The organism is Polynucleobacter sp. VK25 (assembly GCF_018687355.1).
In the GTDB taxonomy this organism is placed as follows: domain Bacteria; phylum Pseudomonadota; class Gammaproteobacteria; order Burkholderiales; family Burkholderiaceae; genus Polynucleobacter.
On sequence record NZ_CP061288.1, the window covers coordinates 695,746 to 720,836 of the forward strand.

Here is a 25,091-nt window from a genome sequence, read left to right on the forward strand (position 1 = left end):
TTTCTTGAATCACTATGCACCTATTTGCTGAAAACCTTGCGGTAGAGATTTCTACCTATTACCGTAACTTAGCCTTAGGCCATGGCGTTGTTCCAAAGGTATTCACTTTGGTAAACGGCGAGGGGGATCAATACCTCTTTTTTATCGATGATCTGCCTATGGCTGGTGATGATGAGCAGAATCAATTTCTTGCATATATCGTGCAGGCACATGAGGCGGTTTGCTATGCCCGAGGTACTTTAGTTATTGTTGATAAGAGGCAGCAATTTATTGAGTTTGCAGTTATTGATCGAGATGATGCACAAGCAATCGTCTGCTCGGCAGAGCTCACCAGAGATATGGACGATAAGCCGATTGGCTTGGGCGAATTTGATAAGACTTTGGTGAAGAAGGGCTCAATTATTTTTGGCTCACTCTTCGCGCCCATTCAGCTATCGGATGAAAAAATCGAGGATTTTGAAAGCCTCTGGCTAGAAATGAAAGCCAAAATCCTGCACCGCTCAATGGGGCTTTAATTTCTTCCTCAGAAATTTACGGGAAGTTGCTTCAATCGCAAAAGATCCAACTAAGGCGATCATTAAAGCAATTGCACTATTCGGCGCTGTCTCGATCACATTCACAAATAAGGTAGTAAACAAACTTAGGTTAATGACAATTGCCGCCCAGAGTGGCCAAAGCTTGGCACCCGTTTGATTTCGTACGCGAATGTGTCCATAAGTAATAGCAGCGTAGACCAATAAAAAAGCAAGGCTGGCCATTTTGCCAACAACATCTAATGGAAATGCGATTACTAAGGCAATTACCAAGAGCGCTGATATGGTTAAGGCACGAAACTCTGTATTTAAGACCTCGTCACTTAAGGCCTTTGAGACCGAACTCTTGCGCGTCATATCGGCTGCAATATTAGATGCGGCAAAGATGGTAGCGTTCAGTGCAGCTGCGCAGGCTAGAAGCGCTGATGCTCCAATCACAATAAAGCCTGCTTTACCAGCTACGATTTGGGCTGCGTCGGCTAATACGTGACCGCTGTACAGTGCAATTTGGGCGGGGGTAAGTAGCAGTATTACTGCGGTACTGACTAGTACATAGGCAATCGTTACCAAAATCAGTGCCGAGAACATAGCAAGGGGTAGTTCTTTGTGGGGTGCATGCATAGCATTGGAGGAGTTGGTCACAACCCCAAAGCCTTGGTAGTTGATATACAGGATGCCGGTAGCAATCGCTATCCCATTGATAGACCAACTCGACATTTCGAATGCACCAACATCAGCCACATGAATGCCCTCAGCAGAAAATAGTAAAAGCGCAAGCGTCACAAATCCAATAGCTAGTGTCTCTGCTGTACCAACGATATCGGTGCCCAACAAGTTAATGCCGGCGCAAAAAATGACTATGCCTGCACCGATAAGCTTGATTTCGAAAGGGGATAGCTTGCCACCCAGTAAGGTATTTGCGTATTCGGAGAACCCAGCAGCATAGAGTGCAGCTGCAATCAGATAGGCAATGTATTGAAATATATTCAGGCCACCAGAGAGAACGCCGGGCCCAAAGCTCATTACCGTAAACGTCGCGGCACCCCCACTGCTCGGAAAAGTGGCGCCCAATTTAGCGTATGAGTAGACCGAGAAAGAGGCGGCAATAGCCCCCAATAGAAATGCCAGGGGAATGTGTGACCCAGCGTGAGCACTAGCGGTGCCTAAAAGGGAAAACAACCCAGCACCCATCATTCCGCCGATGCCGAGAGCAGTAGCAGAAAAGAGGCTAATGCCTTTGGCATTCTTACTCTCTTTTTTGAGTAGGGAGGGATTCAGTTGATTGGTCAATGTGGCGCAAACTTGTTAGTAAGTACCCTATATTAAAGCTATTTAGGGTTATACAGAGCTATATAGCTGAATAGTCAATGGCATAATTTTGAACAATAACTATCAGAGGGTATTTCTGTGAAAAAGATCAGCCGCACTTTCATCTCTAAATCCATTGCCACTCTTGTGATGTGCTCCGCTCCATTGTTCGCCTCGGCAGATGTTGTGGTCCTAAAGGCTGCAAACATCATCACTATGGATGAAAAGAATCCACGCGCAGAGGCGATTGCTTTTGACACAGATACCAAGAAAATTACTGCGGTTGGATCTCTCAAGGATGTTCGCGCTTCCGCTCCTAACGCAACTGTCAAAGATTTGGGGACAACGGTATTGATGCCGGGTTTTATTGACCCACATAACCACCCAATTCTTTCTGGAATCACAACGCAGTCGCCATCATTTTGGATCGCGCCATATGTTGGTTATAAAACGTGGGCAGATGTTCAGAAAAAAATTCAGAAGGAAGATAAAGCAGCGCCGGCTGGTAAGCCCCTGGTATTTAACGGCATTGATCGTCTCTTGCAGCAGGCGCCAGCGCCTACTCGTGATATTTTAGACAGGCTTACTCCAAGTGGTCGACCAATTTTGGTGATTGATAACTCTGGTCATGCGGTGTATTTCAATACTGCAGTGATCAAGATCTTGGGTTGGAAGGATGGCAAACCTCCCGCTGATCCGGTTGGCGGAAGTTATGGCAGAAATCCAGATGGCACCTCAAATGGAATTGCAAATGAAGCTGCTGCACTAGCTGCAGTGGTCGGCCCAATTTTGCCAAAGGCCGTCCCCCACATCCTCCTGTCTACCGCTAAATGGTATGCCTACATGGCATCTTTAGGGGTCACCTCCACTTCAGAGCACACCTATAACTCAGGTATGTATAAGGGTTATCAAGCGCTTGCTTCAGTTCCTGATACTCCTTTGAGATTGCATGTTTACCACATGGCGATTGATGCTGACGCAGGTGATCAGGCGACATGGTCAGATCCCAGTTTGGTTCGTAAAAACGGGATTAAGCTTTGGGCTGATGGCACGCCTTGGCTGGGAACAGTGGCACAAAGCTTTCCTTATTTAGAAAACTCGACCACTAAGAATGCTCAAATCATTATCGGGCCACTTGGTGAAAAGGGGATGAACTACACACGTTTACAGCTTGACCAAATGTTGGATAAATACGCTCCAATGGGTTATCAAATGGCCTTCCACTGTAATGGTGACGTAGGATTTGATGTGGTGCTAGATGCTTATGAGCGTGCCCTGAATACACACAATCTCATCGGCACAGATCACCGCTGGCGTGTCGAGCATTTGGGTTCAGCTCGTGCCGACCAGTTCCAGCGTGCAGAAAAGCTTGGCGTGACCATTTCTTTAGCCCCATTCCAATATATTTATTGGGGTGATTTACTGGATGGCACGATGTTTAAGTCCGAGTACGGATCGCAATGGCAGCGAGCTGGTGATGGTATGAAAATGAAAACACGCACCACATTTCATAACGATGGCTCTGTTTCGCCGCCAGATACCTTAAGAAACATTGCGCGCATGGTGACTCGTACAACTGACTCTGGCAAAGTCCATGGTGCTAATCAGGCGGTCACTCTAGATCAGGCGCTTAAAGCATCCACCATTAACGGGGCATATCAGTTAAAGCGCGAGAAAGATATTGGATCGCTTGAAGTTGGTAAGTTTGCCGACTTGGTAGAACTTTCAGCAGACATTACCGCTGTGAAGCCTAACGAGATTCTCGAGAAGGTCAAGGTTAAAGGCACATGGCTTGGGGGCAAGAAAATCGACACCACCAAGTTCATTGAGCAAATTTCTGCGATTGATCCTACTGAACACCAGGGTATGGGTACTGCAGCTCTGAAAAATGCTCATACCCATTAATTAGCATTCATTGCCGATTGAAAGAAAGCCGCCTTCGGGCGGTTTTTCTTTGGGAATACAGTATCGCGCCTGTTGAAAAAAGGGCTTTGGGCCCCATATAGGACTTTGTAGGTGTATTTGGTGCCCAGGAAGGGACTCGAACCCCCACAACCTTACGATCGCCAGCACCTGAAGCTGGTGCGTCTACCAATTTCGCCACCTGGGCATACCTCTATTATAGGGGGATGGGCGTTTTTAGGCATTTTGAACCCCATTTTGGCTTTTTCCCTTCAGACTTGGTGGTTTGATACAGTAGCCTTATTCATAACAAAAATAGATATCAGTAGATATATACAGGGCATGTATTGCCGAAGGAATTAAATGCGTAAAGCAAAAGACTTGGTGCCACGTGAGGCTGACCGCTTAGGAACAGTTCAAGGGCATCGAGATGGATTTGGATTTGTTATTCCCGATGATGGTGGCGAAGATATCTTTCTCTCTGAAAGGGAAATGTCACGCGTCATGCACGGTGACAGAGTCAATGTCAGAGTATTAGGAACCGATCGACGTGGCCGTCCAGAAGGGCAGATCGTCGAGGTGGTGCTGCACGCCAATAAAGTAGTGATTGGCCGCCTCTTAAATGAAAATGGTGTGCTGATTGTTGCGCCTGAAGATAAGCGCATTGGTCATGACATTCTCATTCCGCCTAAGGGGCAGGGCAACGCTAAATTAGGTCAAGTGGTTAGTGTGGAGATCATTGATTACCCAGATAGTTATCGTCAAGCAGTTGGTCGCGTGGTCGAAGTCTTGGGTGAGATTGATGATCCCGGTATGGAAATCGAAATTGCCGTGCGCAAGTACGGCGTTCCCCATGAATTCTCTGCGGCTGCCATGAAAGAAGCGGCAGCATTGCCAGATACAGTCCAGCAATCCGATTTAGAAGGTCGTGTTGATCTACGTGACATACCTTTAGTCACTATTGATGGTGCTGATGCGCGTGACTTTGATGATGCCGTCTATTGTGAGCCCGTCATGTATGGTCAGACTAAGGCTTGGCGTTTGATTGTGGCGATTGCCGATGTGTCTCATTACGTTAAGCCAGGCCAGCCTTTGGATGACGAAGGTTTATTGCGTGCTACTTCAGTGTATTTCCCAAGACGCGTTATTCCGATGTTGCCTGAGAAGATCTCTAACGGTCTTTGTTCTCTTAATCCTGGCGTAGACCGTCTATGTATGGTTTGCGACTCGGTTGTCGATAACAATGGCATTGTTTTGGCTTACCAGTTTTATCCAGCGGTAATGCATTCAGCACAGCGCTTTACTTACGATACTGTTTGGGAGATTCTTTCTAATAGTAAGGGTCCAGAAGCAACTCGCTTTGCTCAGTTCCGTCCGTTGCTGGGTAACCTATATTCGCTTTATAAAATTCTGTTGGCCGCTCGCGAGAAGCGGGGCGCGATTGAGTTTGAAACTACCGAGACTCAAATTATTAGTAATGAGCTTGGCAAGATTCTGCGCATTGAGCCACGCCTCCGTAATGATGCGCATCGCTTAATTGAAGAGTGCATGTTAACTGCCAACGTTTGTGCGGCAGACTTCATTGAGAAAAATAAGCGCCTTAGCCTGTATCGTGTTCACGGTGAGCCATCGGAAGAGAAGTTGGTGACATTACGACAAGTTCTCAGAACTTCTGGCTTGTCATTGGGCGGCGGCGATAAGCCCAAGCCACGTGATTACGCTAAATTAATGCGTGAAATTAAAGAGCGACCTGATGCCAATATGCTGCAGTCGGTGGTATTGCGCTCGATGCAGCAGGCGATGTACCAGCCGGATAACGAAGGCCACTTTGGTTTGGCTTATCCAGCGTATTCTCATTTCACGAGCCCGATCCGCCGTTATCCTGATTTGCTAACGCATCGCGTGATCAAGTCGATCCTACAGAAAAAACCATACGTACCCGTATTGCCTCCTAAGGTTCCACTCAACCTCACCTTGCCGCGTAAGGGCAAAGGTCGTGAGAATGCAGTCAATGCCAAGAAATCCCAAAGTGATGCTAAAGCAGGGGCAGCCAAAGGCACCAAGCCACCTAAAGGGGCTAATGCAGCGTTACCAATCTGGGGTCAGTTAGGCGTTCATTGCTCATCCAATGAGCGTCGTGCTGATGAAGCTTCACGTGATGTAGAGGCTTGGTTGAAGTGTTACTACATGCGTGACCATTTAGGTCAAGAGTATGCCGGCACAGTCACAGGCGTTGCTAACTTTGGTCTATTTATTCAACTGGAAAATTTGTTCGTTGAGGGCATGGTGCACGTCACTGAGCTTGGCGGAGATTACTTCCAATATGACGAAGCACGTCAAGAGTTGCGTGGTGAGCGTACTGGTATTCGTTATCGCTTGGGTGATCGTTTGCATGTATTGGTAAGTCGAGTTGATCTTGATGCACGCAAGATTGAATTTAGCCTTGTTAAATCCGTTGGTGCTGAGCCTGGCGGGTCGTCTAATCGTCGACAACTGATGCTAGCGAGTGACACGGGTAGACCCAATAAGAAGGCCGCCCCTCAAAGAGGTCGCTCTGACAACAAGACTCCACAAAAGCCAAGCGGCATTAATGTCAACGCAGCTAAATCTGCGGGTACATTAGGGGCCAATCAGTCTAAGAGTAAAGCTGCCCGCAAGAATGGTAAATCTGCTAAGCCAGGCAGGTCTATTGGCAAGCCAGCAGGTAGCAAGCCTCCAGTTCGGAGCACTAAAGCACGCCGTAAATAAAGATTCAATAGAAAAATAAGATCAAGAAAAAAAGATGAAGCAAATACTAGTTGGATTTCATGCAGTACAAGCGCGCTTAAGGGTAGATCCAGATAGCTTGAAGTCGGTTTACTTTGATCCTAGTCGTCGTGATAGACGTATGGGCGATTTTTTAAAGCAAGCAGAAGAGATTCTAGGCGAGCGTTTGCATGCAGCAGATGCAGAGCGTCTCCATAAGTTGACTGGGCATGATCGTCACCAGGGCGTTGTTGCTTTGGCTGAGAAAATGACGATTGCACGTACTATCACTGAAGTGGTTGAGGATGTAGAGGGCGCAAAAGAGAAGCCGCTATTCCTGGTGTTAGATGGTATTACTGATCCCCATAACTTTGGCGCTTGTTTGCGTGTTGCGGATGGCGCTGGCGTAGATGCTGTAGTGGTTCCTAAAGATCGCTCTGCATCTATTAATGCCACCGTAAGTAAAGTGTCTAGCGGCGCATCCGAGGTGATGCCGGTGATTACTGTTACGAACCTCGTTCGCAGCATGAAAGAAATGCAAGAAGCTGGCGTTTGGCTCATCGGCACCGATGACGAGGCCACCAAATCCATTTACGACATCGATCTCACGGGCTCCATTGCGATTGTGATGGGCGCCGAAGGCGAGGGCATGCGTCGCCTCACTAAAGAAAACTGTGACGAGCTCGTACGCATCCCAATGCAAGGTGTTGTATCGAGTTTGAATGTTTCTGTTGCAAGTGGCGTATGCTTGTATGAGGCATTAAGACAGCGCCTAGCAAAAGAGAATGACAAAGCTGCCAAGTAAAACAAGGAGCTTCATATGAAATGCAATATCGGACACACTGATCGCGTTCTACGAATGACTGTTGGCGTTACGCTAATGGGCTTAGCTGGTTTTGGCATTACTGGCCCTTGGGCTTGGATAGGCATTATTCCCTTATTAACAGGAATGATCGGCAATTGCCCTGCCTACTCAATACTGGGCATCAATACTGCTAAGAAGTAGTTACTTCGCTAGTAGTGCTTCCAACTTCTCAGTATCCACACAGAAGTTCCGGATCCCTTCAGCCAATTTCTCGGTGGCCATTGCATCATTGTTGAGTTGCAGTCGGAAACTAGACTCATCGAGCTTCAATGGTGTAAGGCCTTCAGCCTGCAATGCCGCCGCGGCATTGACTGGATTGAGCTTTTTCTCAATAGATGTATTGCTGTTTTGAAGTTCAGCCAAGAGCTCTGGGCTAATGGTTAAGAGGTCACACCCTGCTAGCTCTAGGATCTGGCTGGTATTGCGAAAGCTAGCACCCATGATCTCCGTAGAGATGCCAAAGTGCTTGTAGTAATGAAAGATTCTCTTTACTGAAGTCACACCAGGATCATTTGCGCCACCATTAGTGCTATCACTCCAGTTAGCGCCTAACTTCGCTTTATTCCAATCGGTGATGCGACCCACAAATGGAGAGATCAGTTTTGCATTAGCTGCGCCACATGCTGCAGCCTGCACTAAAGAGAAGAGTAGAGTCATATTGCAATGAATACCTTCCGCCTCTAATTCTTTTGCGGCAGCAATACCTTCCCATGTGCCGGCAAGCTTAATCAAAATACGATTGCGATCAATGCCATGAGATTCATAGAGGGCAATTAAATGTTTGCCTTTAGATACGGTAGCTTTTGTATTAAAAGACAAGCGGGCATCTACTTCTGTAGAAACACGACCCGGAACAATTTTCAGAATCTCTAAGCCAAAGGCAACCAAGATGTAATCCACTAAGTCAGTCGGACTCATGCCTGGGTGGGCTGCTTTGACTGACTGGACTAAATTCTGGTAATTGCTTTGTTGGGCAGCCTTCAGGATTAGGGAAGGGTTGGTCGTCGCATCCTGTGGCTGGAACGCTTGCATACGCTCAAAATCGCCTGTATCGGCCACAACGGTAGTGAGCTTCTTGAGTTGCTCGAGTTGGCTTAGTGACGAAGGGGTGCTATTCATGGGCTTACTCGCTGCTTTAGGGTGGGTTTCTGGTAGATATCATATGATAGATGGATTAATTACTCAGTTCCAGTAAAGGCATTTGATAGCTATATGAACCAAGATCAACTAAAGCAAATGGTGGGCGAAGCGGCTAGAGATGAAGTGCTTAAGCTGCCTGCAGGACAGATTTTGGGTGTTGGCACAGGCTCGACTGCCAATTGCTTCATTGATGCGCTGGCTCCTCATAAGGATCATTTTGCTTGCACCGTATCAAGTTCAAACGCCACTACCGATCGTTTACTTAAGCATGGCTTCAAAGTGCTCGATCCAAATGATGTACAGGGTCTACCAGCCTATGTCGATGGTGCAGATGAGATTGATCCAGCTGGCCACATGATCAAAGGTGGCGGAGGAGCGCTTACCAGAGAAAAAATTATTGCCTCTATGGCAAAGCAATTTATCTGTATTTGCGACTCATCTAAGCAAGTGCCTATGCTGGGTAACTTTGCATTACCGGTAGAAATCATTCCACTGGCTAAAGGCGTTGTGAGTAGAGAGTTAGAGAAGTTTGGTGGCAAAGTGACTTTGCGCTTGGCCAAGAACACCCGAGCCGATCTAAGCCAAACACCAAGCGAGCCTTTTATTACTGATAACGGTGGCTGGATCTTGGATGTGGCTGGTTTGAAGATTGCTAACCCTCTTCAGATGGAAGCGCAAATCAATCAAATTGCTGGCGTCATTACCGTCGGCTTATTTGCCAAAGAAAAAGCCGATATTCTGCTGGTAAGCAATGCTGCTGGCGTGGAACGCATAGCCCTTTAATTACAGGTTGAGATTATTTGGGTATTAAAAAACCCGACGGGGTATGCCCATCGGGTTTGTTTGCCATGGTATGCATGGCGCAGGCTCTCGGAAGGTATTTAGTTCCTTAGCCTATAAGTACATAGATGTACTTATTTAGAGTGGCTTTCGCCAATGTAGCGGGGCACCAAAACTGCCTCACCACAACTTCATCCTACGCTTATCTTTGGTAGTGTCAACACCCCAAATCAATAATTAATTAAAAGGTGTAAATATTTATTCTGCTGGTGGCACGTAACCCTGCGCCATATCAGCGCCGCCCTCAAAGAAGTACTTTTCTACTTGCTTTAAAAGGTACTGACGTGCACGTGGGTCGGCCATATTGAGGCGGTTTTCATTAATCAACATGGTTTGGTGCTTTAACCAAGCAGCCCAAGCCTCTTTGGAAACTTGATTCCAAACCTTCTTGCCTAGCTCGCCTGGAAGCGGGGCAAAATCCATTCCCTCAGCTTCTTTATTGAGTTTGATACATTGAACCATGCGTGCCATCTGTAATACCTTTCTAGTAATTCTTAAGTTGCTTGGATTTCTTATAGATCTTTAGTTAAAACCATGGACTTGCGGTCCCAGTTATAAATTTGTTTTCTCTCTTCCGGCAGATCATCTACTGATGCCCGTTTAAAGCCACGCTTTAAGAACCAGTGTTCAGTTCTGGTGGTTAGAACAAACAACTTTTTAATGCCCTCTTGTTTGGCGCGCATTTCAACACGCTTCAATAAGCGTTCGCCATCTCCGGATCCTTGAACATCAGGATCAACGGCAAGGCAAGCCAACTCACCAACACCATTTGGAAATGGGAAGAGGGCTGCGCAACCGAAGAGAACACGGTCATGCTCAATCACTGAGAAGCGTTGGATATCACGCTCAATCACATCTTGACCACGCGCTGCCAAGATGCCTTCATCTTCCAGGGGCATAGTCAATTGCAAGATGCCACCAACGTCATCTTGATTGGCCTCACGTAAGTTCTCAATATCAGATGAGGCGAGCATCATGCCAATACCATCATGGGTAAAGAGCTCTTCCAACAGCGCTCCATCTTGATTGCATGGCAGGAAATGAACGCGGCTAACACCCGCACGTATAGCTTTACCAGAGATATTGAGTAGGCTCTTCATGCCAAGATCCATATCTTTGTTCTGCGACACATATTCTTGCAGTTGTGGCATAGAGAGTTCGGTGATGAAATCACCTTCAGCATCTTTTAAGCCAGCATATGGACTTAAGAAGATCAACTTATCTGCTTTTAGGGCGGCAGCGGTGGACGCAGCCACATCTTCGTATGCCAGATTAAATGCTTGACCTGTTGGTGAAAAACCTAAAGGCGATAGCAGCACAATCTTGTTGCTATCCAAAGACTGCCTGATGGAGCTAGAGTCAACCTTACGTACCAATCCGGTATGAATGTAGTCAGTACCTTCTACAACGCCCACTGGCATTGCAGTAATAAAGTTGCCGGAGATCACAGAAATGCGTGAGCCAGCCATTGGTGTATTTGGTAAGCCACGGCTAAATGCCGCCTCAATATCGAGACGCAATTCACCGGCAGCTTCTTTAACGCACTCTAGTGCAGCTGCATCGGTAATCCGATAGCTGTGAAGGGCGCTCTTGCCAAACTTGCTTTTAATATTGCGGAGCATGAGCTGCTCTTCAATCTGAGGACGGATGCCGTGAACCAGAACAATGCGCATACCCATGGCATGGAGCATGGCGATATCTTCAATCAGGTTCTCAAGGCCGATTTCTTGGACAAGCTCACCTGCAAAGGCAATTACAAAGGTCTTCTCGCGAAAGCTATGAATGTAGGGCGCAACATCGCGCAACCACCCTACGAAGGGGAAGTTGGAGGTCGTTTCTTCGGCAATTAAGGCCTGGTTCGGTGCATTTGTTGGCATAGTGAGAAAATTATAGGGTGCAAGAGCCTATAAACCAACAAAAACCCAAAGCAATGTCACTGCCTGTGTCTGCTTCCAACACCTCACGCAGGCTAGAAATACGGTTTCCGGAGGAATTGCCGGTCTCTGGTCAGCGTCAGCTGATCAAGGATGCCCTGCAGAGCCACCAGGTGGTGATTGTGTGCGGTGAGACAGGCTCAGGCAAGACTACCCAGCTGCCGAAGATCTGCTTGGATCTGGGGAGGGGCACCATCAATGGTGGCAAGCTCATCGGCCACACTCAGCCTCGCCGAATCGCAGCAACTGCCACCGCCAAGAGAATTGCCCAAGAGCTAGGCTCACCCATTGGTCAAGATGTGGGTTACCAAGTTCGCTTTGCTGACAAGACTAGCCATACCGCTTCCATTAAGCTGATGACCGATGGCATCTTGTTGGCGGAGACGCAGCGTGACCCTCAACTACGCGCCTATGACACGCTCATCATTGATGAGGCGCATGAACGTAGTCTCAATATTGATTTCTTATTGGGGTATTTAAGACAGCTGCTTCCCAAGCGACCAGACCTTAAGCTGATCATTACCTCAGCAACGATTGATGCCCAGCGATTTGCAGAGCACTTTGCGATCAATGGCAAGATTGCGCCAGTCATTGAGGTCAGTGGCCGACTGTTCCCTGTAGAGCAGCGTTACTCACCACTAGAACCTGACGTTAAGCCGGATGGAAAAAAAGAATCCAAGACTGCAAAGGAAATTCCGGATGCGGTGACTGAAGAGATTGCGAGTCTATGGCGTGAAGGCACTGCTGGTGCCGGTGATGTATTGGTATTTTTGCCCGGCGAGCGAGAAATACGCGATTGTGCAGAAGCATTACGCAAGGACCATGTCCTGCAACAACGCTTTCACCCAGAAATCCTCAGTTTGTTTGCACGTCAATCAGTGGCTGAGCAGGAGAGGGTATTTAGTCCAGGTAATGGGCGACGCATTATTTTGACAACTAACGTTGCAGAGACATCGTTAACTGTTCCGAATATTCGTTACGTCATCGATAGCGGTCTAGCAAGAGTTAAACGCTATTCCTACCGTAATAAGGTTGAGCAGCTCCAGATTGAGCCCATCTCCCAGGCTGCTGCCAATCAAAGGGCGGGTCGTTGCGGACGTGTCTCTGATGGTATCTGTGTACGTTTGTATAGCGAACAAGATTATCAAGGCCGCCCTAAATTTACTGATCCAGAAATCCTCCGTAGCTCATTAGCTGCAGTGCTCTTGCGCATGAGTTCCTTGCGCTTGCCCAAGATTCAACACTTTCCTTTTATTGATAAACCTCTCGGAAGAGCAATCGCAGATGGCGTTCAGCTACTTGATGAGTTGGGCGCGATTGAATTTGATGAGTCAGAGTCAGCTGATGCTAAGGATATTGGTAAGGATATTAACAACAGCTTCAAACTCACTGCGACCGGTAAGCAACTGGCAGACTTACCCCTTGATCCACGTATTGGCAGAATGTTACTAGCAGCCAAAGAGCAGAATGCTTTAAAAGAGGTCACCATCATTGCTTCTGCTTTGGCCACACAAGATCCGCGTGATCGGCCAATGGACCAAGCTGCTGCTGCCGATCAAGCACATCTGCAGTTTGCGGATGAGCGATCGGAGTTCCTCAGTTTTGTAAAGCTTTGGAATTGGTATCAAGACGCTTTAAAGCATAAGAGCAGCAATCGTCAACTCGAGAACCTATGTAAGAGTAAGTTTCTGTCACCGCGTCGTTTACGAGAGTGGCGCGATGTGCATGGTCAATTGCACACCATGCTCGGCGAAAAGGGCTGGAAAGAAAATGGCATAGCCGCAACCTATGAAGAAGTTCACCTCTCTTTATTAACGGGCCTACTTGGATATGTGGCTAAAAAAGAAGAGGATGAAAAATCCCAAGATCGCAATAGCAAAACAGGCGGTTATGTTGGGGCGCGTGGTATTCGTCCATTTATCTGGCCTGGTTCGACCATCGGCAAAAAGGCGGGTGCTTGGATTTTGGCTGGCGAACTGCAAGAAACCAATCGCATGTACGCCAGAACGATTGCCAAGATCGAGCCGCAATGGGTAGAGCGTGTTGCTGCGCATCGCCTGATCAAATCCTTGAGTGATCCATTCTGGGATAACCGCCAGGGCGAAGTCATGGCCTTTGAACGGGGTACTTTATATGGCTTACCAATCTATCATGGGCGCCGCGTTCGCTACGAGCCACATAACCCTGAAGAGACAAGAGAGTTATTTATTCAACAAGCTTTGGTGCAAGAGGAAATGTTTGGGCGCATGGACACACCCGCCTTGCAGCGCGAAACAGAAGCCGATGCCAAAAAGAAATACCCCAATGTGTTTGGATTCTTCTGGCATAACCGCCGACTGATTAAAGAGATTGAGGCTCTAGAGCATCGTTCGCGCCGTCCAGATGTATTGGTCGATGATGATTTGCTGTTTGCTTTTTATAACTCTCGTGTGCCCAAAGAGGTGCGCAGTCGAGAAAGCCTCAAGGCATGGTTAAGCAAAGATAAAAGCAGAGATAAAAATAAAGATGAAAACAATGAGCAAGACTTGGATGGACAGCTCCGCTTAGAAAAAGCCGACTTGATGCGCCATGAGGCAGCTGGTATTACCGTAGATCGCTATCCGAAAACCATGTTGGTCGGCGGCGCACAGCTCAGTCTGACCTATCACTTCGAGCCTGGCAGCCCAAAGGATGGGGTAACTCTAGTTGTTCCTTTGACTCAACTTAATCAAGTGGATGGTCGTCGTTGTGAATGGCTAGTTCCCGGGATGTGTGAGGAGAAGGTACTCCTTCTCCTGAAATCCTTGCCGCAAAAACTCAGACGCCATTGCGTACCGTTGCCAGACTATGCAAAGTCCTTCCTAGAGCGAAAGTTAGAAGAGAAGCAATTTGGAACGGGCGACTTCTTAGACAGTCTAATTAGTGATATTCGTAAAGAACGTGGTTTAGAAATTAAACGCACAGACTTTAGGCCTGAGGCCTTGCCGTTGCACTCCTCGATGAACTTCCGCTTGATTGATGAGCATGGGCGGCAACTTGAAGTAGAGCGTAACTTGGCTCGCTTACGTTCTGAGTATGGACAGACTGCCCGCAGTGCTTTCCAAGCAATTGCCCAAGAGACAGCCCAGGTCGAGTTAGGAGTCGAGCCACCGGTTGGGGAAAGATCCCAAGCGAATACAAAGGTCGCTGATGCCACGCGCAAAGTCGAGCAGGGCGGTTATCGCACTTGGGAGTTCGGAGAGTTACCAGAAACCTTGGAGATTCAAAAAGGGAATAAGACCCTATTTGGTTATCCCGCATTAGTAGATCGCGTTGACTACTGTGATCTTGAGGTCTTTGATGATTTGGAAGAGGCGCGTAAACAACACGCTCTAGGATTGCGGCGCTTATTTGCTCTGAGTAATAAAGATACGATTAAGGCATTGCAAAAGCAGCTGCCTGGTATTCGTGAGTTGGGTTTGTTATTTATCAATGTAGGATCGGTAGAGGGTCTAATAGAGCAGATTCTCAATATCGCTCTTGAGCGTGCATTTATGACCGAGCCGCTTCCAGCCAATGCAGAGCAATTTGCAGAGCGTCTTCAGGCAGGTAAGCCACGGTTAGCGCTGATTGCCCAAGAGATTTCGCGTCACGCATTAAATGCGTTGCAAGCCCATGCTGATTTGCAGAAAAAAGTGGCCAGTGCAAAAGCTGCTTCACCGACTGCCTATGCTGATATTCAGACGCAAATGCAGGGGCTCATATTTCCAAAATTTGTTGCTGATATACCGTATACCCAATTAGTACACGTACCTCGTTACTTAAAAGCAATTGCAATGCGGATCGATAAATTACGTTCTAACCCCAGTCGTGACGCCCAACTCCAAAAGGATTGGGAATCCGTTGCCCGACCCTGGCAAAAGCTGATGCAGGGCAATAAGGGGGCCGCTTCGTATGCAATGGCCGAAGATCAAGCTTTAGTGGATTTCCGCTGGCAGTTGGAAGAGTTGAGGGTAGCTTTATATGCTCAGGAGTTGAAAACACCGACCCCGATGTCCTTAAAGCGCCTCGAAAAGGTTTTAGCAAGCTTGCGCTAAGTCAAATCCGTACCGATATCCATTAGATTTGGAGGCCTATTAAACCCTCCCAATTGCTTACAATGGAGGTATGTATACATTTATCAAGATTAGAGGTTTTCGCATTCTTGCGACCTCCACATTGTTGGCTCTTCTTGCGGTCAATCAAAATGCTTTTGCTCAAGCTGCCAATACCGTATCGTCAGCATCTACTGCCAATCAACCAAAGTTAGCTGTCATCCTAAACTCTGGAGAAGCTTCTGTCAGTCTGATTGATATGAATACACGTCAAGTCATCAAAACAATTCCAGTTGGCAAAGAGCCTCACCATTTGATGTTGACTCCAGATCAAAAGACTTTACTGATTGCAAATGCAGCTGGTAACGATGTAGCCTTGATGAATCCAACGACTGGTGAGTTGACCGGTAAGATTCCCAATATTATTGACCCCTACCAAATTGGTTACTCGCCAAACCACAAATGGTTTGTAGCAAACGGTAATCGTTTGGATCGTGTGGACATTTATGCGGCCAACGGTGCAGACTTGAAATTAGCTAAGACTGTGAAGTTGGCTAAGACACCAAGCCATATTGCTTTCACATCGGATAGCAAAATTGCATTTATTACTTTGCAAGACTCTAATGAGCTTGCCGCAATTGATTTGGAAACTCAAAATGTATTGTGGACCATGCCCACAGGAAAAGTTCCTGCTGGTTTGTGGATGACGCCTGGAGACCAATATCTCTTAGTTGGTATTACTGGCGACGACTACGTTCAGGTGATTGATTGGAAAACACGTAAGGAAATAAAGCGTATTCCCACAGGCAAGGGCGCTCATAATTTCCGTCCTTTGGGCGATAAAAAGCACGTATTCGTGAGTAACCGTATTGGCTCCACAATCAGCCTGCTCAATATGCAAACCCTGGAGAAGGTTGGTGATGTTACTGGACTACCGGCTGGTCCTGACGACATGGAAATTACCCCGGATGGTAAAACACTTTGGGTCACTTTTCGCTTCTCTAAAAAGGTGGGGGTGATCGACATCCCAACTATGAAGTTGGTAACAGTCATTCCGGTTGGTAAATCTCCGCATGGTGTGTTCTTTACTCCAAGGGCTGGATGGGAGTAACAGTCACTATGAAGCGCATCAGTCATAAGGCATTGATCCGCACTGCAGCCGCGCTTATGCTCGGCTGTTTTTCATTGGGTGCTATTGCTCAGACTCCCGAGTGCAGCAAAAAGGTTTACCTCACTTTTGATACAGGCAATATGTCTGTAGCAGAAAAGGTTGCCGAGATTCTCAAGCGACAGAACGTAAAAGCGACTTTCTTCTTGGCAAATGAGAAAACATTCCGCGGCGACTTTTCTTTAGATGATTCTTGGAAGACTTATTGGCAAGAGCGCGTTAAAGAAGGCCATCACTTTGGCAGCCATACCTACGACCATACGTATTTCGTAAAAGACGGCCCTAAAGGTGAAGTATTTGAGAAGCCTCAATTTGGTCCAAAAGCAGGCATGATGATTCTGTATAACGAAGCGGCGATGTGCAAAGAGATTCGCCGAGTTGATCAGCGGTTTCAGGAGCTGACTGATCACCCGCTACAAAAGATTTGGCGTGCTCCTGGTGGCAAAACTTCACCGACCTTAATCCGGATGGGCGATATGTGCGGTTATCAGCATATTGGCTGGGCTCCCGCTGGCTTCTTGGGTGATGAGCTGAACTCGGACAAGCATCCCAATAGCAGTCTGTTAGATAAGGCGAGTCGTAATATTGCCGACGGGGATATCACCATGGCTCACTTGGGTATTTGGTCTAGAAAAGACCCTTGGGCGCCTGCCGTTTTGGAGCAGCTCATTGTGAATCTAAAGGGTCGCGGGTTCTGCTTTGGCTTGCTCCCCAAAAATTCTGTAAATCCGTCAAAATAAGACATGGACTTAAGTGCATTCACCTCATTGATTTCAAACGCTTACGCAAGCGTGCAGGAATTCATTTTCTCCAATGTGGTGGGTCCGATTCTGTATCAATTGGATTTAATGGCTTGGGCCGAGGATGTATTTGATGGAGTTGATTGGTTCTTATTTGGCTGCATTCAAATTTTCTTAATTATTGTTGTATTAAGAACGTGGGAGCGCTTAGCTCCTGCGGAACAGCAAGAACGCTTTGCAAAAACGAGTAGGGCAGATGTTTTCTATACCCTGTTTCATCGCCTAGGCATTTTCCACGGACTCATCTTCATTGCCTTATCCGGATTCTTCTTTGAGATCGATTCAATCTTGCACGACTTTCGTTTCGACCGTTTAAATGTTGAGTCGTGGTGGCCTGGGGTGAGTTCAATCCCAGTAATTAGCTTCTTGATTTACTTAGTGTTGTTGGACTTTGTTGACTACCTATATCACCGCGCCTCCCATGCATTTAATTGGTGGTGGCAGCTACACTCTTTGCATCACAGTCAAACTGTTATGACGGCATGGTCAGATAATCGCAACCACATACTCGATGACATCATGCGCGCCACCTTTATGGCGTTCTTTGCGTTGTTGTTTGGCGTGTCTCCCGGCCAATTCATCATGTTGATAGCGCTGAGCCAATTTATTCAAAGTTGGCAGCATGCCAATATCAAAGTGCACCTTGGGTCTGCTAAATATCTGCTGATCTCTCCAATGTTTCATCGTATGCACCATGCGGTAGGCTACGGCCATGAGGCCAAGGGTAAGCCTGGAGTCTTAGGCGGCTGTAATTTTGGCATTTTGTTTCCATGGTGGGATATGGTTTTCAGAACCGCCGTATTTCCTAAAGAGGTCTATCCTACGGGGGTGAGGAATTTAACGGTATCGCACAATATCCTCACGCAGCAATGGCAAGGTCTGGTACGCGCCGTTAAGGAATTCAAGCCTAAGTAGATTGCAGATCTGCAGGCAATAGGAGTTGTATGGTCGGATTACCGCAAGTATTTAAATCATTTGGAATGGCCTTGGTTGGGACCATGCATCCTCGGATGCTATGGCTAAGCTTAAGGCCATTTTTGATCGTGTCAGTGTTATGGGGTGTTCTGATTTGGCTGACTTGGACTCCAGCGCTTGAGACCTTAAGCACCTTTCTAACAACATCTATCTTCACTAGTTGGATACAAGAAGGCCTTGTATGGGCCGGCTTTGAAAATGCTAGGGCATGGATTGCACCGCTATTTTTTGTGATGCTGATTATTCCTTTGATCACAATCAGTTTGCTGATATTCATCGCCTTTTCAACAGTGCCTGCGATTGTAAAAATCGCCTGCAGACAATCCCCATTCCAAGAACTGGAATGTAAACGCGGTGGCGGCTTCTTTGGTAGCTTGGTTTATACCTTGTGGTCAGCGCTAATTTGTTTGGCTTTAGTCATGTTGACCTTACCCGTCTGGTGGGTCCCACCATTAGTAGCAGTATTGCCACCACTCCTCTGGGGCTGGTTAACAATGCGACTCATGTCATACGATGTCCTTGCAAAACATGCCAGCTCAGAAGAGCGGGATCTTTTACTTGAAAAATACCGCTGGCCTTTGCTCTGTATGGGCATTGCATCGGGGATGTTGGGCGCGGTGCCTACTTTCTTTTGGGCCACGTCCGCCTTGGCATTGGTTTTATTCCCGATCGTGAGCTTTATAGCGCTCTGGATTTATTCTTTGATCTTTGTGTTTGCTGCTTTATGGTTCAGCTATTTCTTGTTAGACGCTCTCAAGCAACTGAGAGAGGACGAGTTGGACAAAGCACTTACTGTGCAATCGCGTGTTGTTGATATGGAGCTTCCGAATCAGAGTTAATACGATGGCCAATAAAATGAATGATGAAATGAAAAAAGTTGAAATAGATGAAGTAGTAGGAGCACCAACTGCAACCAGACGCTTTGGTTTGATTGTGATTGGTGATGAGATCTTGTCAGGTCGTCGTCAAGACAAGCACATGAGCAAGCTGATTGAGTTACTCAATGAGCGTGGACTGAGTCTGGCTTGGGCTAAATATGTTGCTGATGATCCTGAGCAAATTACCGCTACCTTAAAAGCCAGTTTTGTGAGTGGCGATGTGGTGTTTAGTACCGGCGGTATTGGTGCAACACCAGATGATCACACTCGTCAATGCGCGGCACTTGCATTGGGTACTAAAACGCAATTACACCCAACAGCGCAAGAACTCATTGCCGGTCGTATTCAGTCAACGGCAGAGGGCGACCCCATTAAGGCGGATTTAAATACTCCCGAAAATCAACATCGTTTTAAGATGGGTGAGTTTCCGCTTGGCAGTGAAATCATCCCCAATCCCTACAACCAAATTCCTGGCTTTCGAATTCAAGAGCATCACTTTGTCCCAGGTTTTCCGGTAATGGCGGCGCCGATGATGGCTTGGTGTTTGGATACTCATTACAAGGACTTATTTCATCAAGAGAACTGGGCTGAGCAGAGTTTCATCGTGCCCAAAGGAATTGAATCGTCTTTGACTCCTCTCATGGAGCGTATTGAAGCCAGTTTTCCTGGGGTGAAGGTCTTTAGTCTCCCATCGGTAGGGGATGCCTCAAAGGGTGGCGTGTATGCCCAGCGCCATATTGAATTGGGCATCAAGGGTAATGCCAACCTGTTAGAAAGCGCTTGGATTGCCTTAAGAGCAGGCACCCAAGAGCTGGGTTACGAAATCCACGATATCAGCTGATCCTAATTGCACTAAAAAGGTGCAAATAAGGGTATTTGAGCTTGGATGAGGGGTATTTGGGCACTTAAACAGTGCAATAATGAGAGTTCCCATTTGTTTGCTTCAGTAAATTACATACATCCATTAGGCATGTTTGATGCCTGGAATAAACAAGGGTGTATGCCTTAAGTTTTGATTCCGAATTTAGTTAATAGAGGAGATTTGCATGACGAAGACCGTCGCTGATGTGATGAAGTTAGTTAAAGAGAAAGAATGTACTTTCGTTGATTTCCGCTTTGTGGATACAAAGGGTAAAGAGCAGCACACGACAGTTCCTATCTCTGCATTTGACGAAGACAAGTTTGAGAGTGGTCATGCGTTTGACGGATCCTCTATCGCCGGTTGGAAGGGTATCGAAGCATCTGACATGTTGCTCAGACCAGATCCAACAGCTGCTTACATCGATCCGTTCTATGAAGAGCCAACTTTGGTTCTGACATGTGACGTTATCGAGCCAGCCGATGGCAAAGGTTATGACCGTGACCCACGTTCTATCGCTAAGCGCGCTGAAGCATACTTGAAGAGCACAGGCTTGGGCGACACAGCATACTTTGGCCCAGAACCAGAATTCTTTATTTTTGATGGCGTTCGTTGGGGTGCCGACATGCAGGGTTGCTTCGTGAAGATTGATTCCGAAGAGGCTCCATGGTCTTCATCTAAAGAGATCGAAGGCGGTAACACTGGCCACCGTCCAGGTAAAAAAGGCGGTTACTTCCCAGTTGCCCCAGTAGATACATTCCAGGATATGCGTTCTGAAATGTGTTTGATTCTCGAATCATTGGGTATTCCAGTTGAAGTTCATCACCATGAAGTTGCTGGTCAAGGCCAAAACGAATTGGGTACTAAGTTCAGCACATTAGTACAGCGCGCTGACTGGACTATCTGGCAGAAATATGTTGTTCAAAACGTAGCTCACGCTTACGGTAAGACAGCAACATTTATGCCTAAGCCAGTAGTTGGCGACAACGGTTCTGGTATGCACGTTCACCAATCCATTTGGAAGAACGGCGAGAACTTGTTTGCTGGTAACGGCTATGCAGGTTTGTCAGAATTCGCATTGTTCTACATTGGCGGCATCATCAAGCATGCCAAAGCATTGAATGCGATTACTAATCCAGGTACAAACTCATACAAGCGTTTGGTTCCAGGCTTTGAGGCTCCAGTGAAGTTGGCTTACTCAGCACGTAACCGTTCTGCTTCGATTCGTATTCCACACGTTCCAAATCCTAAGGGTCGTCGTATTGAAACTCGCTTCCCTGATCCATTGGCGAACCCATACCTCTGCTTCTCAGCATTAATGATGGCTGGTTTAGATGGTGTTCAGAACAAGATTCATCCAGGCGAAGCTGCTGACAAGAACTTGTATGACTTGCCACCAGAAGAAGATGCAAAGATCCCAACCGTTTGCGCAAGCTTGGAAGAGGCATTGGATGCATTGAAGAAAGATCACGAGTTCTTGACTCGCGGTGGTGTATTCACTGAGTCCATGATTGATGCATATATCAATTTGAAGATGGAAGATGTCACACGTTTCCGTATGACTACTCATCCTATCGAATTTGATATGTACTACTCCCTGTAAGCGAAGGAGAGAACTTGAGCGCAGGTCTGTTGCGCAATTCGTTCAAGGGAGCAGCTTCGGCTGCTCCTTTTTTTCCGACATTGCTTGATCAGATGCCCAATGCCATCGTGGTATTTGAGGCTGACAACCAACAATTGGTGTACGTGAACCCGGCTGCTGAGTCAGCACTGGATTTATCGCGTAAATCACTTGAGGGTCAGTCTGTGCACAATTTGTTTGGCGATAACACTGCTTTAAATGACATGATTTCTGAGGTGAAGCTAGGGCACATACTCGCGCAACGCCAAGAAATGATGTTGCATTCTTTGCCAGGAAGCATCCATCAGGACTCTATTCCTGCGCACGTAGTTGTAGCAGCCCTAGAAGATCCCAATCTCATCATGATGGAGTGGTTTCCGATAGATCAACAACTGCGGAGTGAGCGCGATGAACGCGTGACACAGCAAGTTGAGGCAAATAAACAATTGATGCGTAATTTAGCGCATGAAATTAAAAATCCATTGGGCGGCATTCGTGGAGCGGCCCAGTTATTAGAATTTGAATTACCTGATAAAGGCTTGCGTGAATATACCCAAGTCATTATTAAGGAATCTGATCGTCTCCAAACTTTGGTAGATCGCCTTCTGGCGCCACATCGCAAGGCGCATGTGATGGAGTCCTTTAATGTGCATGAAGCCTTAGAGCGCGTGCGTAGCCTGGTCTTGGCAGAGTTTCCAAAAGGCCTGCGCATTATTCGTAACTACGACACGAGCCTTCCCGATGTATTGGGGGACCGCGAGCAGTTGATTCAGGCAACCTTAAATATTGTTCATAACGCAGCACAAGCGCTCAGCGAAGAAATTAATAGCGGTGTTGCTCAGATTGAGTTGAAAACCCGTGTCGCGCGTTCAGTCACCATTGCAAAGCATCGCTATAAGTTAGCCATGGATCTGCATGTGATTGATAACGGTCCTGGGATCCCAGAAGACATTATTGAGCGCATCTTCTTCCCATTAGTTTCGGGCAGGGATGGGGGTAGTGGGCTTGGCCTTACCCTGGCACAAACCTTTGTTCAGCAGCACCAGGGCTTTATTGCATGCAATAGTAGACCTGGACGTACCGATTTTCATATTCAAATTCCATACCGTAGGCAGGAGAAAGCATCATGAAACCAATTTGGATCGTTGACGATGATCAGTCCATTCGTTGGGTCTTAGAAAAAGCATTGGCACGCGAGAACATTCCGCATAAGAGCTTCTCTAATCCAAATGATGTACTGAATGCCTTGGAAAAAGAAGCTCCTCAGGTATTGATTTCGGATATTCGCATGCCACGTGGCAATGGATTAGATCTGTTGCAGCATGTGAAGGCGAGTCACCCGAATTTGCCAGTCATCATCATGACGGCTTACTCTGATTTGGATTCTGCAGTTTCCTCCTTCCAAGGCGGAGCTTTTGAATACCTCACAAAACCTTTTGATGTAGAAAAGGCAATTGAGTTAATCCGTCGTGCGGTAGAGCAGGGTATTCGCAATGACTCTGGAGCGAAAGATCTCAGTGCTTGGAGACAAGATGCCACCGAGATTATTGGTCAAGCCCCAGCGATGCAGGAGATATTTCGTGCTATTGGACGCTTGGCGCAATCTAACGCCACAGTACTCATTACGGGTGAGTCTGGTACCGGCAAAGAGATGGTTGCTCATGCCTTGCATAAACATAGCCCTTGCGCAAAAGGTCCATTTGTTTCCTTGAGCACCTCTGCTGTACCAAAGGATTTATTGGAGTCTGAGTTATTTGGTCATGAGCGCGGTGCCTTCCCAGGGGCTCAGACCTTGCGTCGTGGCCGCTTTGAGCAAGCCGACGGCGGTACGCTATTTTTAGGTGAAGTAGGCGATCTCCCATTTGATTTGCAGACTCGTTTACTTCGAGTTCTAACTGATGGTCATTTTTATCGCATTGGTGGACAAGACCCAATTAAGGCAAACGTACGCATCATTGCCTCGACCCATCAAAACCTAGATGCCAGAGTTGCTGCTGGCTTCTTCCGCGAAGATTTATTACATCGCTTAAATGTGATTCGTTTGCGTATGCCCTCATTGCGTGAGCGTAGTGAAGACATTTCAATGTTAGCCAGACATTTCATGTTGAGCTGTGCAAAATCATTAGGTGTTGAACCTAAAAAATTATCTGATGAAGTCTTAAAGGAAATCAGTCTGATGCCTTTCCCTGGGAATGTGCGTCAACTAGAGAACTTGTGTCACTGGTTAACCGTGATGACGTCTGCAAACGTGATTGGTGTGAGCGATCTTCCTGCTGACATCGTTACAGAGGCGAGTGAGCAACCCGTCATTATTCAGGGCGAGTCCTCACCCAGTAACCCTATTGCTCCAAAGGCTGCCACAGGTGACTGGGAGGGTGGCTTGGGACGTCTTGCTGTCAAGATGTTGCAAGATGGCGACAAAGAGGTTTTTGATGCCTTGACTGCTCGCTTTGAAAAAGCAGTTCTACAAGCTGCCTTAGAGGTAACTCGCGGCAGAAGGGTAGAGGCTGCACAACGCCTTGGTATTGGTCGCAATACGATTACTCGTAAGTTACAAGAATTGGGTATCGATGACTGATTCAGTAAGAATAGCTGCGTGGAATGTGAACTCTTTGAAAGTTCGCCTTCCACAAGTCTTACGTTGGCTTCAAGACCAGGAAAAGAAGCAGCAGCCAATTGATGCGCTTTGCTTGCAAGAGCTAAAACTCACTGATGATAAGTACCCCCATAAAGAATTAGAGGACGCGGGTTACCTGAGTCTAGCTGCTGGGCAAAAGACCTACAACGGCGTTGCGATCATTCTGCGTAAGGCAGCACTTGCACCAATTGCATCTGATATTGAAACAGCATTCCTTAAGCCCATTAGAAATATTCCAAGCAACCAGGATGAGCAGCAACGCATTCTGGCTGCAACGGTTTGTTTTGCTGGCACGCAACCGATGAGGTTGGTATCAGCGTATTTTCCGAATGGACAGTCACCTGATAGCGATAAATTTGTGTATAAGCTCGGTTGGCTGAAAGCGCTCAATGCTTGGCTCGATGATGAGCTCAAGCAAAACTCCCGCCTTGCACTCTTGGGTGACTTTAATATCGCCCCAGCTGATGAAGATGTGCATGACCCTAAAGCGTGGGAGGGTCAGAACCTAGTATCCCCGCCTGAGCGAGAAGCATTTCAGGGGCTCATTAAGCTAGGGCTACATGATTCATTCAGAATGTTTGAGCAGGCGCCTAAAACCTTTAGTTGGTGGGACTACCGCATGATGGGTTTCAGAAGAAATGCCGGAATGCGTATTGACCATATCTTACTAAGCGAGGCACTTCAAGGAAAATGCAGCGCTAGTACAGTCGATAAAGAGCCTAGGACCTGGGAGCAGCCTTCAGACCATGCCCCTGTAATTGCGGTAATTAAGAAGGTTTAGTAGGCTGGGCTGGGGTCATATTGGCTTATTATTGACAGAAATAGCACCATTT

Annotated in this window: 20 protein-coding genes and 1 tRNA gene; 16 read left to right on the forward strand and 5 right to left on the reverse strand. The window is 47.1% G+C overall.

Annotated elements, in window-relative coordinates; all coding sequences use genetic code 11:
• Positions 1–14: 14 nt before the first annotated feature.
• Complete coding sequence (locus AOC21_RS03690; RefSeq protein WP_215392430.1) at positions 15–515, forward strand: hypothetical protein; 501 nt, start codon at positions 15–17, stop codon at positions 513–515.
• Here the strand turns inward: AOC21_RS03690 and AOC21_RS03695 are convergent.
• A complete protein-coding gene (locus tag AOC21_RS03695; protein WP_215392431.1) occupies positions 501–1,823 on the reverse strand; it encodes an APC family permease in 1,323 nt (440 codons plus the stop codon). The two genes, AOC21_RS03690 and AOC21_RS03695, sit on opposite strands and share 15 nt — an antisense overlap.
• A gap of 117 nt (positions 1,824–1,940) precedes the next feature.
• Here AOC21_RS03695 and AOC21_RS03700 point away from each other — a divergent pair, with 117 nt between their 5' ends.
• Positions 1,941–3,746 (forward strand): amidohydrolase, encoded by a 1,806-nt coding sequence (locus AOC21_RS03700; protein WP_215392432.1) that lies wholly within the window; start codon positions 1,941–1,943, stop codon positions 3,744–3,746.
• Between the two features lie 118 nt (positions 3,747–3,864).
• Here the strand turns inward: AOC21_RS03700 and AOC21_RS03705 are convergent.
• Positions 3,865–3,951 (reverse strand) — tRNA-Leu (locus AOC21_RS03705).
• A 155-nt stretch (positions 3,952–4,106) separates the two neighbouring features.
• Here AOC21_RS03705 and rnr point away from each other — a divergent pair.
• Genes rnr through AOC21_RS03720 form a run of 3 tightly spaced genes read left to right on the forward strand, consistent with a single transcriptional unit; the run spans position 4,107 to position 7,494 of the window.
• A complete protein-coding gene (rnr, locus tag AOC21_RS03710) occupies positions 4,107–6,491 on the forward strand; it encodes a ribonuclease R (protein ID WP_215392433.1) in 2,385 nt (794 codons plus the stop codon).
• A 34-nt stretch (positions 6,492–6,525) separates the two neighbouring features.
• A complete protein-coding gene (gene rlmB / locus AOC21_RS03715) occupies positions 6,526–7,293 on the forward strand; it encodes a 23S rRNA (guanosine(2251)-2'-O)-methyltransferase RlmB (protein WP_215392434.1) in 768 nt (255 codons plus the stop codon).
• A gap of 15 nt (positions 7,294–7,308) precedes the next feature.
• Positions 7,309–7,494 carry a DUF2892 domain-containing protein gene (locus AOC21_RS03720; protein WP_215392435.1) on the forward strand — a complete coding sequence of 62 codons (186 nt, stop codon included), beginning with the start codon at positions 7,309–7,311 and terminating at the stop codon, positions 7,492–7,494.
• Here the strand turns inward: AOC21_RS03720 and tal are convergent, their stop codons facing one another.
• Positions 7,495–8,472, reverse strand: coding sequence for a transaldolase (gene tal / locus AOC21_RS03725; RefSeq protein WP_215392436.1), 978 nt, complete (start codon positions 8,470–8,472; stop codon positions 7,495–7,497).
• Positions 8,473–8,565: 93 nt separating this feature from the next.
• Here tal and rpiA point away from each other — a divergent pair, with 93 nt between their 5' ends.
• Positions 8,566–9,276 carry a ribose-5-phosphate isomerase RpiA gene (gene rpiA, locus AOC21_RS03730; RefSeq protein WP_215392437.1) on the forward strand — a complete coding sequence of 237 codons (711 nt, stop codon included), beginning with the start codon at positions 8,566–8,568 and terminating at the stop codon, positions 9,274–9,276.
• 255 nt (positions 9,277–9,531) lie between these two features.
• Here rpiA and AOC21_RS03735 read toward each other — a convergent pair whose 3' ends face one another.
• Entirely contained in the window at positions 9,532–9,804 is a 273-nt protein-coding gene (locus AOC21_RS03735) for an oxidative damage protection protein (RefSeq protein WP_046330271.1), read from the reverse strand.
• Between the two features lie 41 nt (positions 9,805–9,845).
• The gene (gene argA / locus AOC21_RS03740; protein ID WP_215392438.1) at positions 9,846–11,210 is read right to left on the reverse strand and encodes an amino-acid N-acetyltransferase; all 1,365 of its coding nucleotides are present in this window, start codon (positions 11,208–11,210) and stop codon (positions 9,846–9,848) included.
• A gap of 53 nt (positions 11,211–11,263) precedes the next feature.
• Here argA and hrpA point away from each other — a divergent pair, with 53 nt between their 5' ends.
• The 10 genes from hrpA to xth all read left to right on the forward strand — a co-directional run bounded on the left by hrpA (position 11,264) and on the right by xth (position 25,039).
• A complete protein-coding gene (gene hrpA, locus AOC21_RS03745; RefSeq protein ID WP_251371571.1) occupies positions 11,264–15,322 on the forward strand; it encodes an ATP-dependent RNA helicase HrpA in 4,059 nt (1,352 codons plus the stop codon).
• Positions 15,323–15,392: 70 nt separating this feature from the next.
• The gene (locus tag AOC21_RS03750; RefSeq protein ID WP_215392439.1) at positions 15,393–16,430 is read left to right on the forward strand and encodes a cytochrome D1 domain-containing protein; all 1,038 of its coding nucleotides are present in this window, start codon (positions 15,393–15,395) and stop codon (positions 16,428–16,430) included.
• Between the two features lie 8 nt (positions 16,431–16,438).
• Positions 16,439–17,227: a polysaccharide deacetylase family protein gene (locus AOC21_RS03755; RefSeq protein WP_251371572.1), complete on the forward strand. Its 789-nt coding sequence runs from the start codon at positions 16,439–16,441 to the stop codon at positions 17,225–17,227.
• 3 nt (positions 17,228–17,230) lie between these two features.
• A complete protein-coding gene (locus AOC21_RS03760; RefSeq protein ID WP_215392440.1) occupies positions 17,231–18,202 on the forward strand; it encodes a sterol desaturase family protein in 972 nt (323 codons plus the stop codon).
• A 29-nt stretch (positions 18,203–18,231) separates the two neighbouring features.
• Entirely contained in the window at positions 18,232–19,101 is an 870-nt protein-coding gene (locus tag AOC21_RS03765) for an EI24 domain-containing protein (protein WP_215392441.1), read from the forward strand.
• Between the two features lie 28 nt (positions 19,102–19,129).
• A complete protein-coding gene (locus tag AOC21_RS03770) occupies positions 19,130–19,981 on the forward strand; it encodes a molybdopterin-binding protein (RefSeq protein WP_215392442.1) in 852 nt (283 codons plus the stop codon).
• Between the two features lie 205 nt (positions 19,982–20,186).
• Complete coding sequence (gene glnA, locus AOC21_RS03775) at positions 20,187–21,602, forward strand: type I glutamate--ammonia ligase (protein WP_215392443.1); 1,416 nt, start codon at positions 20,187–20,189, stop codon at positions 21,600–21,602.
• A 26-nt stretch (positions 21,603–21,628) separates the two neighbouring features.
• On the forward strand, positions 21,629–22,750 hold the full coding sequence (glnL, locus tag AOC21_RS03780; RefSeq protein WP_371817811.1) for a nitrogen regulation protein NR(II): 1,122 nt from the start codon (positions 21,629–21,631) through the stop codon (positions 22,748–22,750).
• A complete protein-coding gene (gene ntrC, locus AOC21_RS03785; RefSeq protein WP_215392445.1) occupies positions 22,747–24,198 on the forward strand; it encodes a nitrogen regulation protein NR(I) in 1,452 nt (483 codons plus the stop codon). Before glnL ends, ntrC begins: the two co-directional genes overlap by 4 nt.
• A complete protein-coding gene (xth, locus tag AOC21_RS03790; protein ID WP_215392446.1) occupies positions 24,191–25,039 on the forward strand; it encodes an exodeoxyribonuclease III in 849 nt (282 codons plus the stop codon). Before ntrC ends, xth begins: the two co-directional genes overlap by 8 nt.
• Positions 25,040–25,091: the final 52 nt, after the last annotated feature.

Excerpts from the sequence above, each read along its gene's own strand:
- rpiA (WP_215392437.1), top strand. The coding sequence starts at position 8,566 with ATGAACCAAGATCAACTAAAGCAAATGGTGGGCGAAGCGGCTAGAGAT.
- argA (WP_215392438.1), bottom strand. The coding sequence starts at position 11,210 with ATGCCAACAAATGCACCGAACCAGGCCTTAATTGCCGAAGAAACGACC.
- glnA (WP_215392443.1), top strand. The coding sequence starts at position 20,187 with ATGACGAAGACCGTCGCTGATGTGATGAAGTTAGTTAAAGAGAAAGAA.
- rlmB (WP_215392434.1), top strand. The coding sequence starts at position 6,526 with ATGAAGCAAATACTAGTTGGATTTCATGCAGTACAAGCGCGCTTAAGG.
- AOC21_RS03770 (WP_215392442.1), top strand. The coding sequence starts at position 19,130 with ATGAAAAAAGTTGAAATAGATGAAGTAGTAGGAGCACCAACTGCAACC.
- rnr (WP_215392433.1), top strand. The coding sequence starts at position 4,107 with ATGCGTAAAGCAAAAGACTTGGTGCCACGTGAGGCTGACCGCTTAGGA.
- AOC21_RS03720 (WP_215392435.1), top strand. The coding sequence starts at position 7,309 with ATGAAATGCAATATCGGACACACTGATCGCGTTCTACGAATGACTGTT.
- tal (WP_215392436.1), bottom strand. The coding sequence starts at position 8,472 with ATGAATAGCACCCCTTCGTCACTAAGCCAACTCGAGCAACTCAAGAAG.
- ntrC (WP_215392445.1), top strand. The coding sequence starts at position 22,747 with ATGAAACCAATTTGGATCGTTGACGATGATCAGTCCATTCGTTGGGTC.
- AOC21_RS03690 (WP_215392430.1), top strand. The coding sequence starts at position 15 with ATGCACCTATTTGCTGAAAACCTTGCGGTAGAGATTTCTACCTATTAC.
- AOC21_RS03755 (WP_251371572.1), top strand. The coding sequence starts at position 16,439 with ATGAAGCGCATCAGTCATAAGGCATTGATCCGCACTGCAGCCGCGCTT.
- AOC21_RS03735 (WP_046330271.1), bottom strand. The coding sequence starts at position 9,804 with ATGGCACGCATGGTTCAATGTATCAAACTCAATAAAGAAGCTGAGGGA.
- hrpA (WP_251371571.1), top strand. The coding sequence starts at position 11,264 with ATGTCACTGCCTGTGTCTGCTTCCAACACCTCACGCAGGCTAGAAATA.
- AOC21_RS03765 (WP_215392441.1), top strand. The coding sequence starts at position 18,232 with ATGGTCGGATTACCGCAAGTATTTAAATCATTTGGAATGGCCTTGGTT.
- AOC21_RS03750 (WP_215392439.1), top strand. The coding sequence starts at position 15,393 with ATGTATACATTTATCAAGATTAGAGGTTTTCGCATTCTTGCGACCTCC.
- xth (WP_215392446.1), top strand. The coding sequence starts at position 24,191 with ATGACTGATTCAGTAAGAATAGCTGCGTGGAATGTGAACTCTTTGAAA.
- AOC21_RS03760 (WP_215392440.1), top strand. The coding sequence starts at position 17,231 with ATGGACTTAAGTGCATTCACCTCATTGATTTCAAACGCTTACGCAAGC.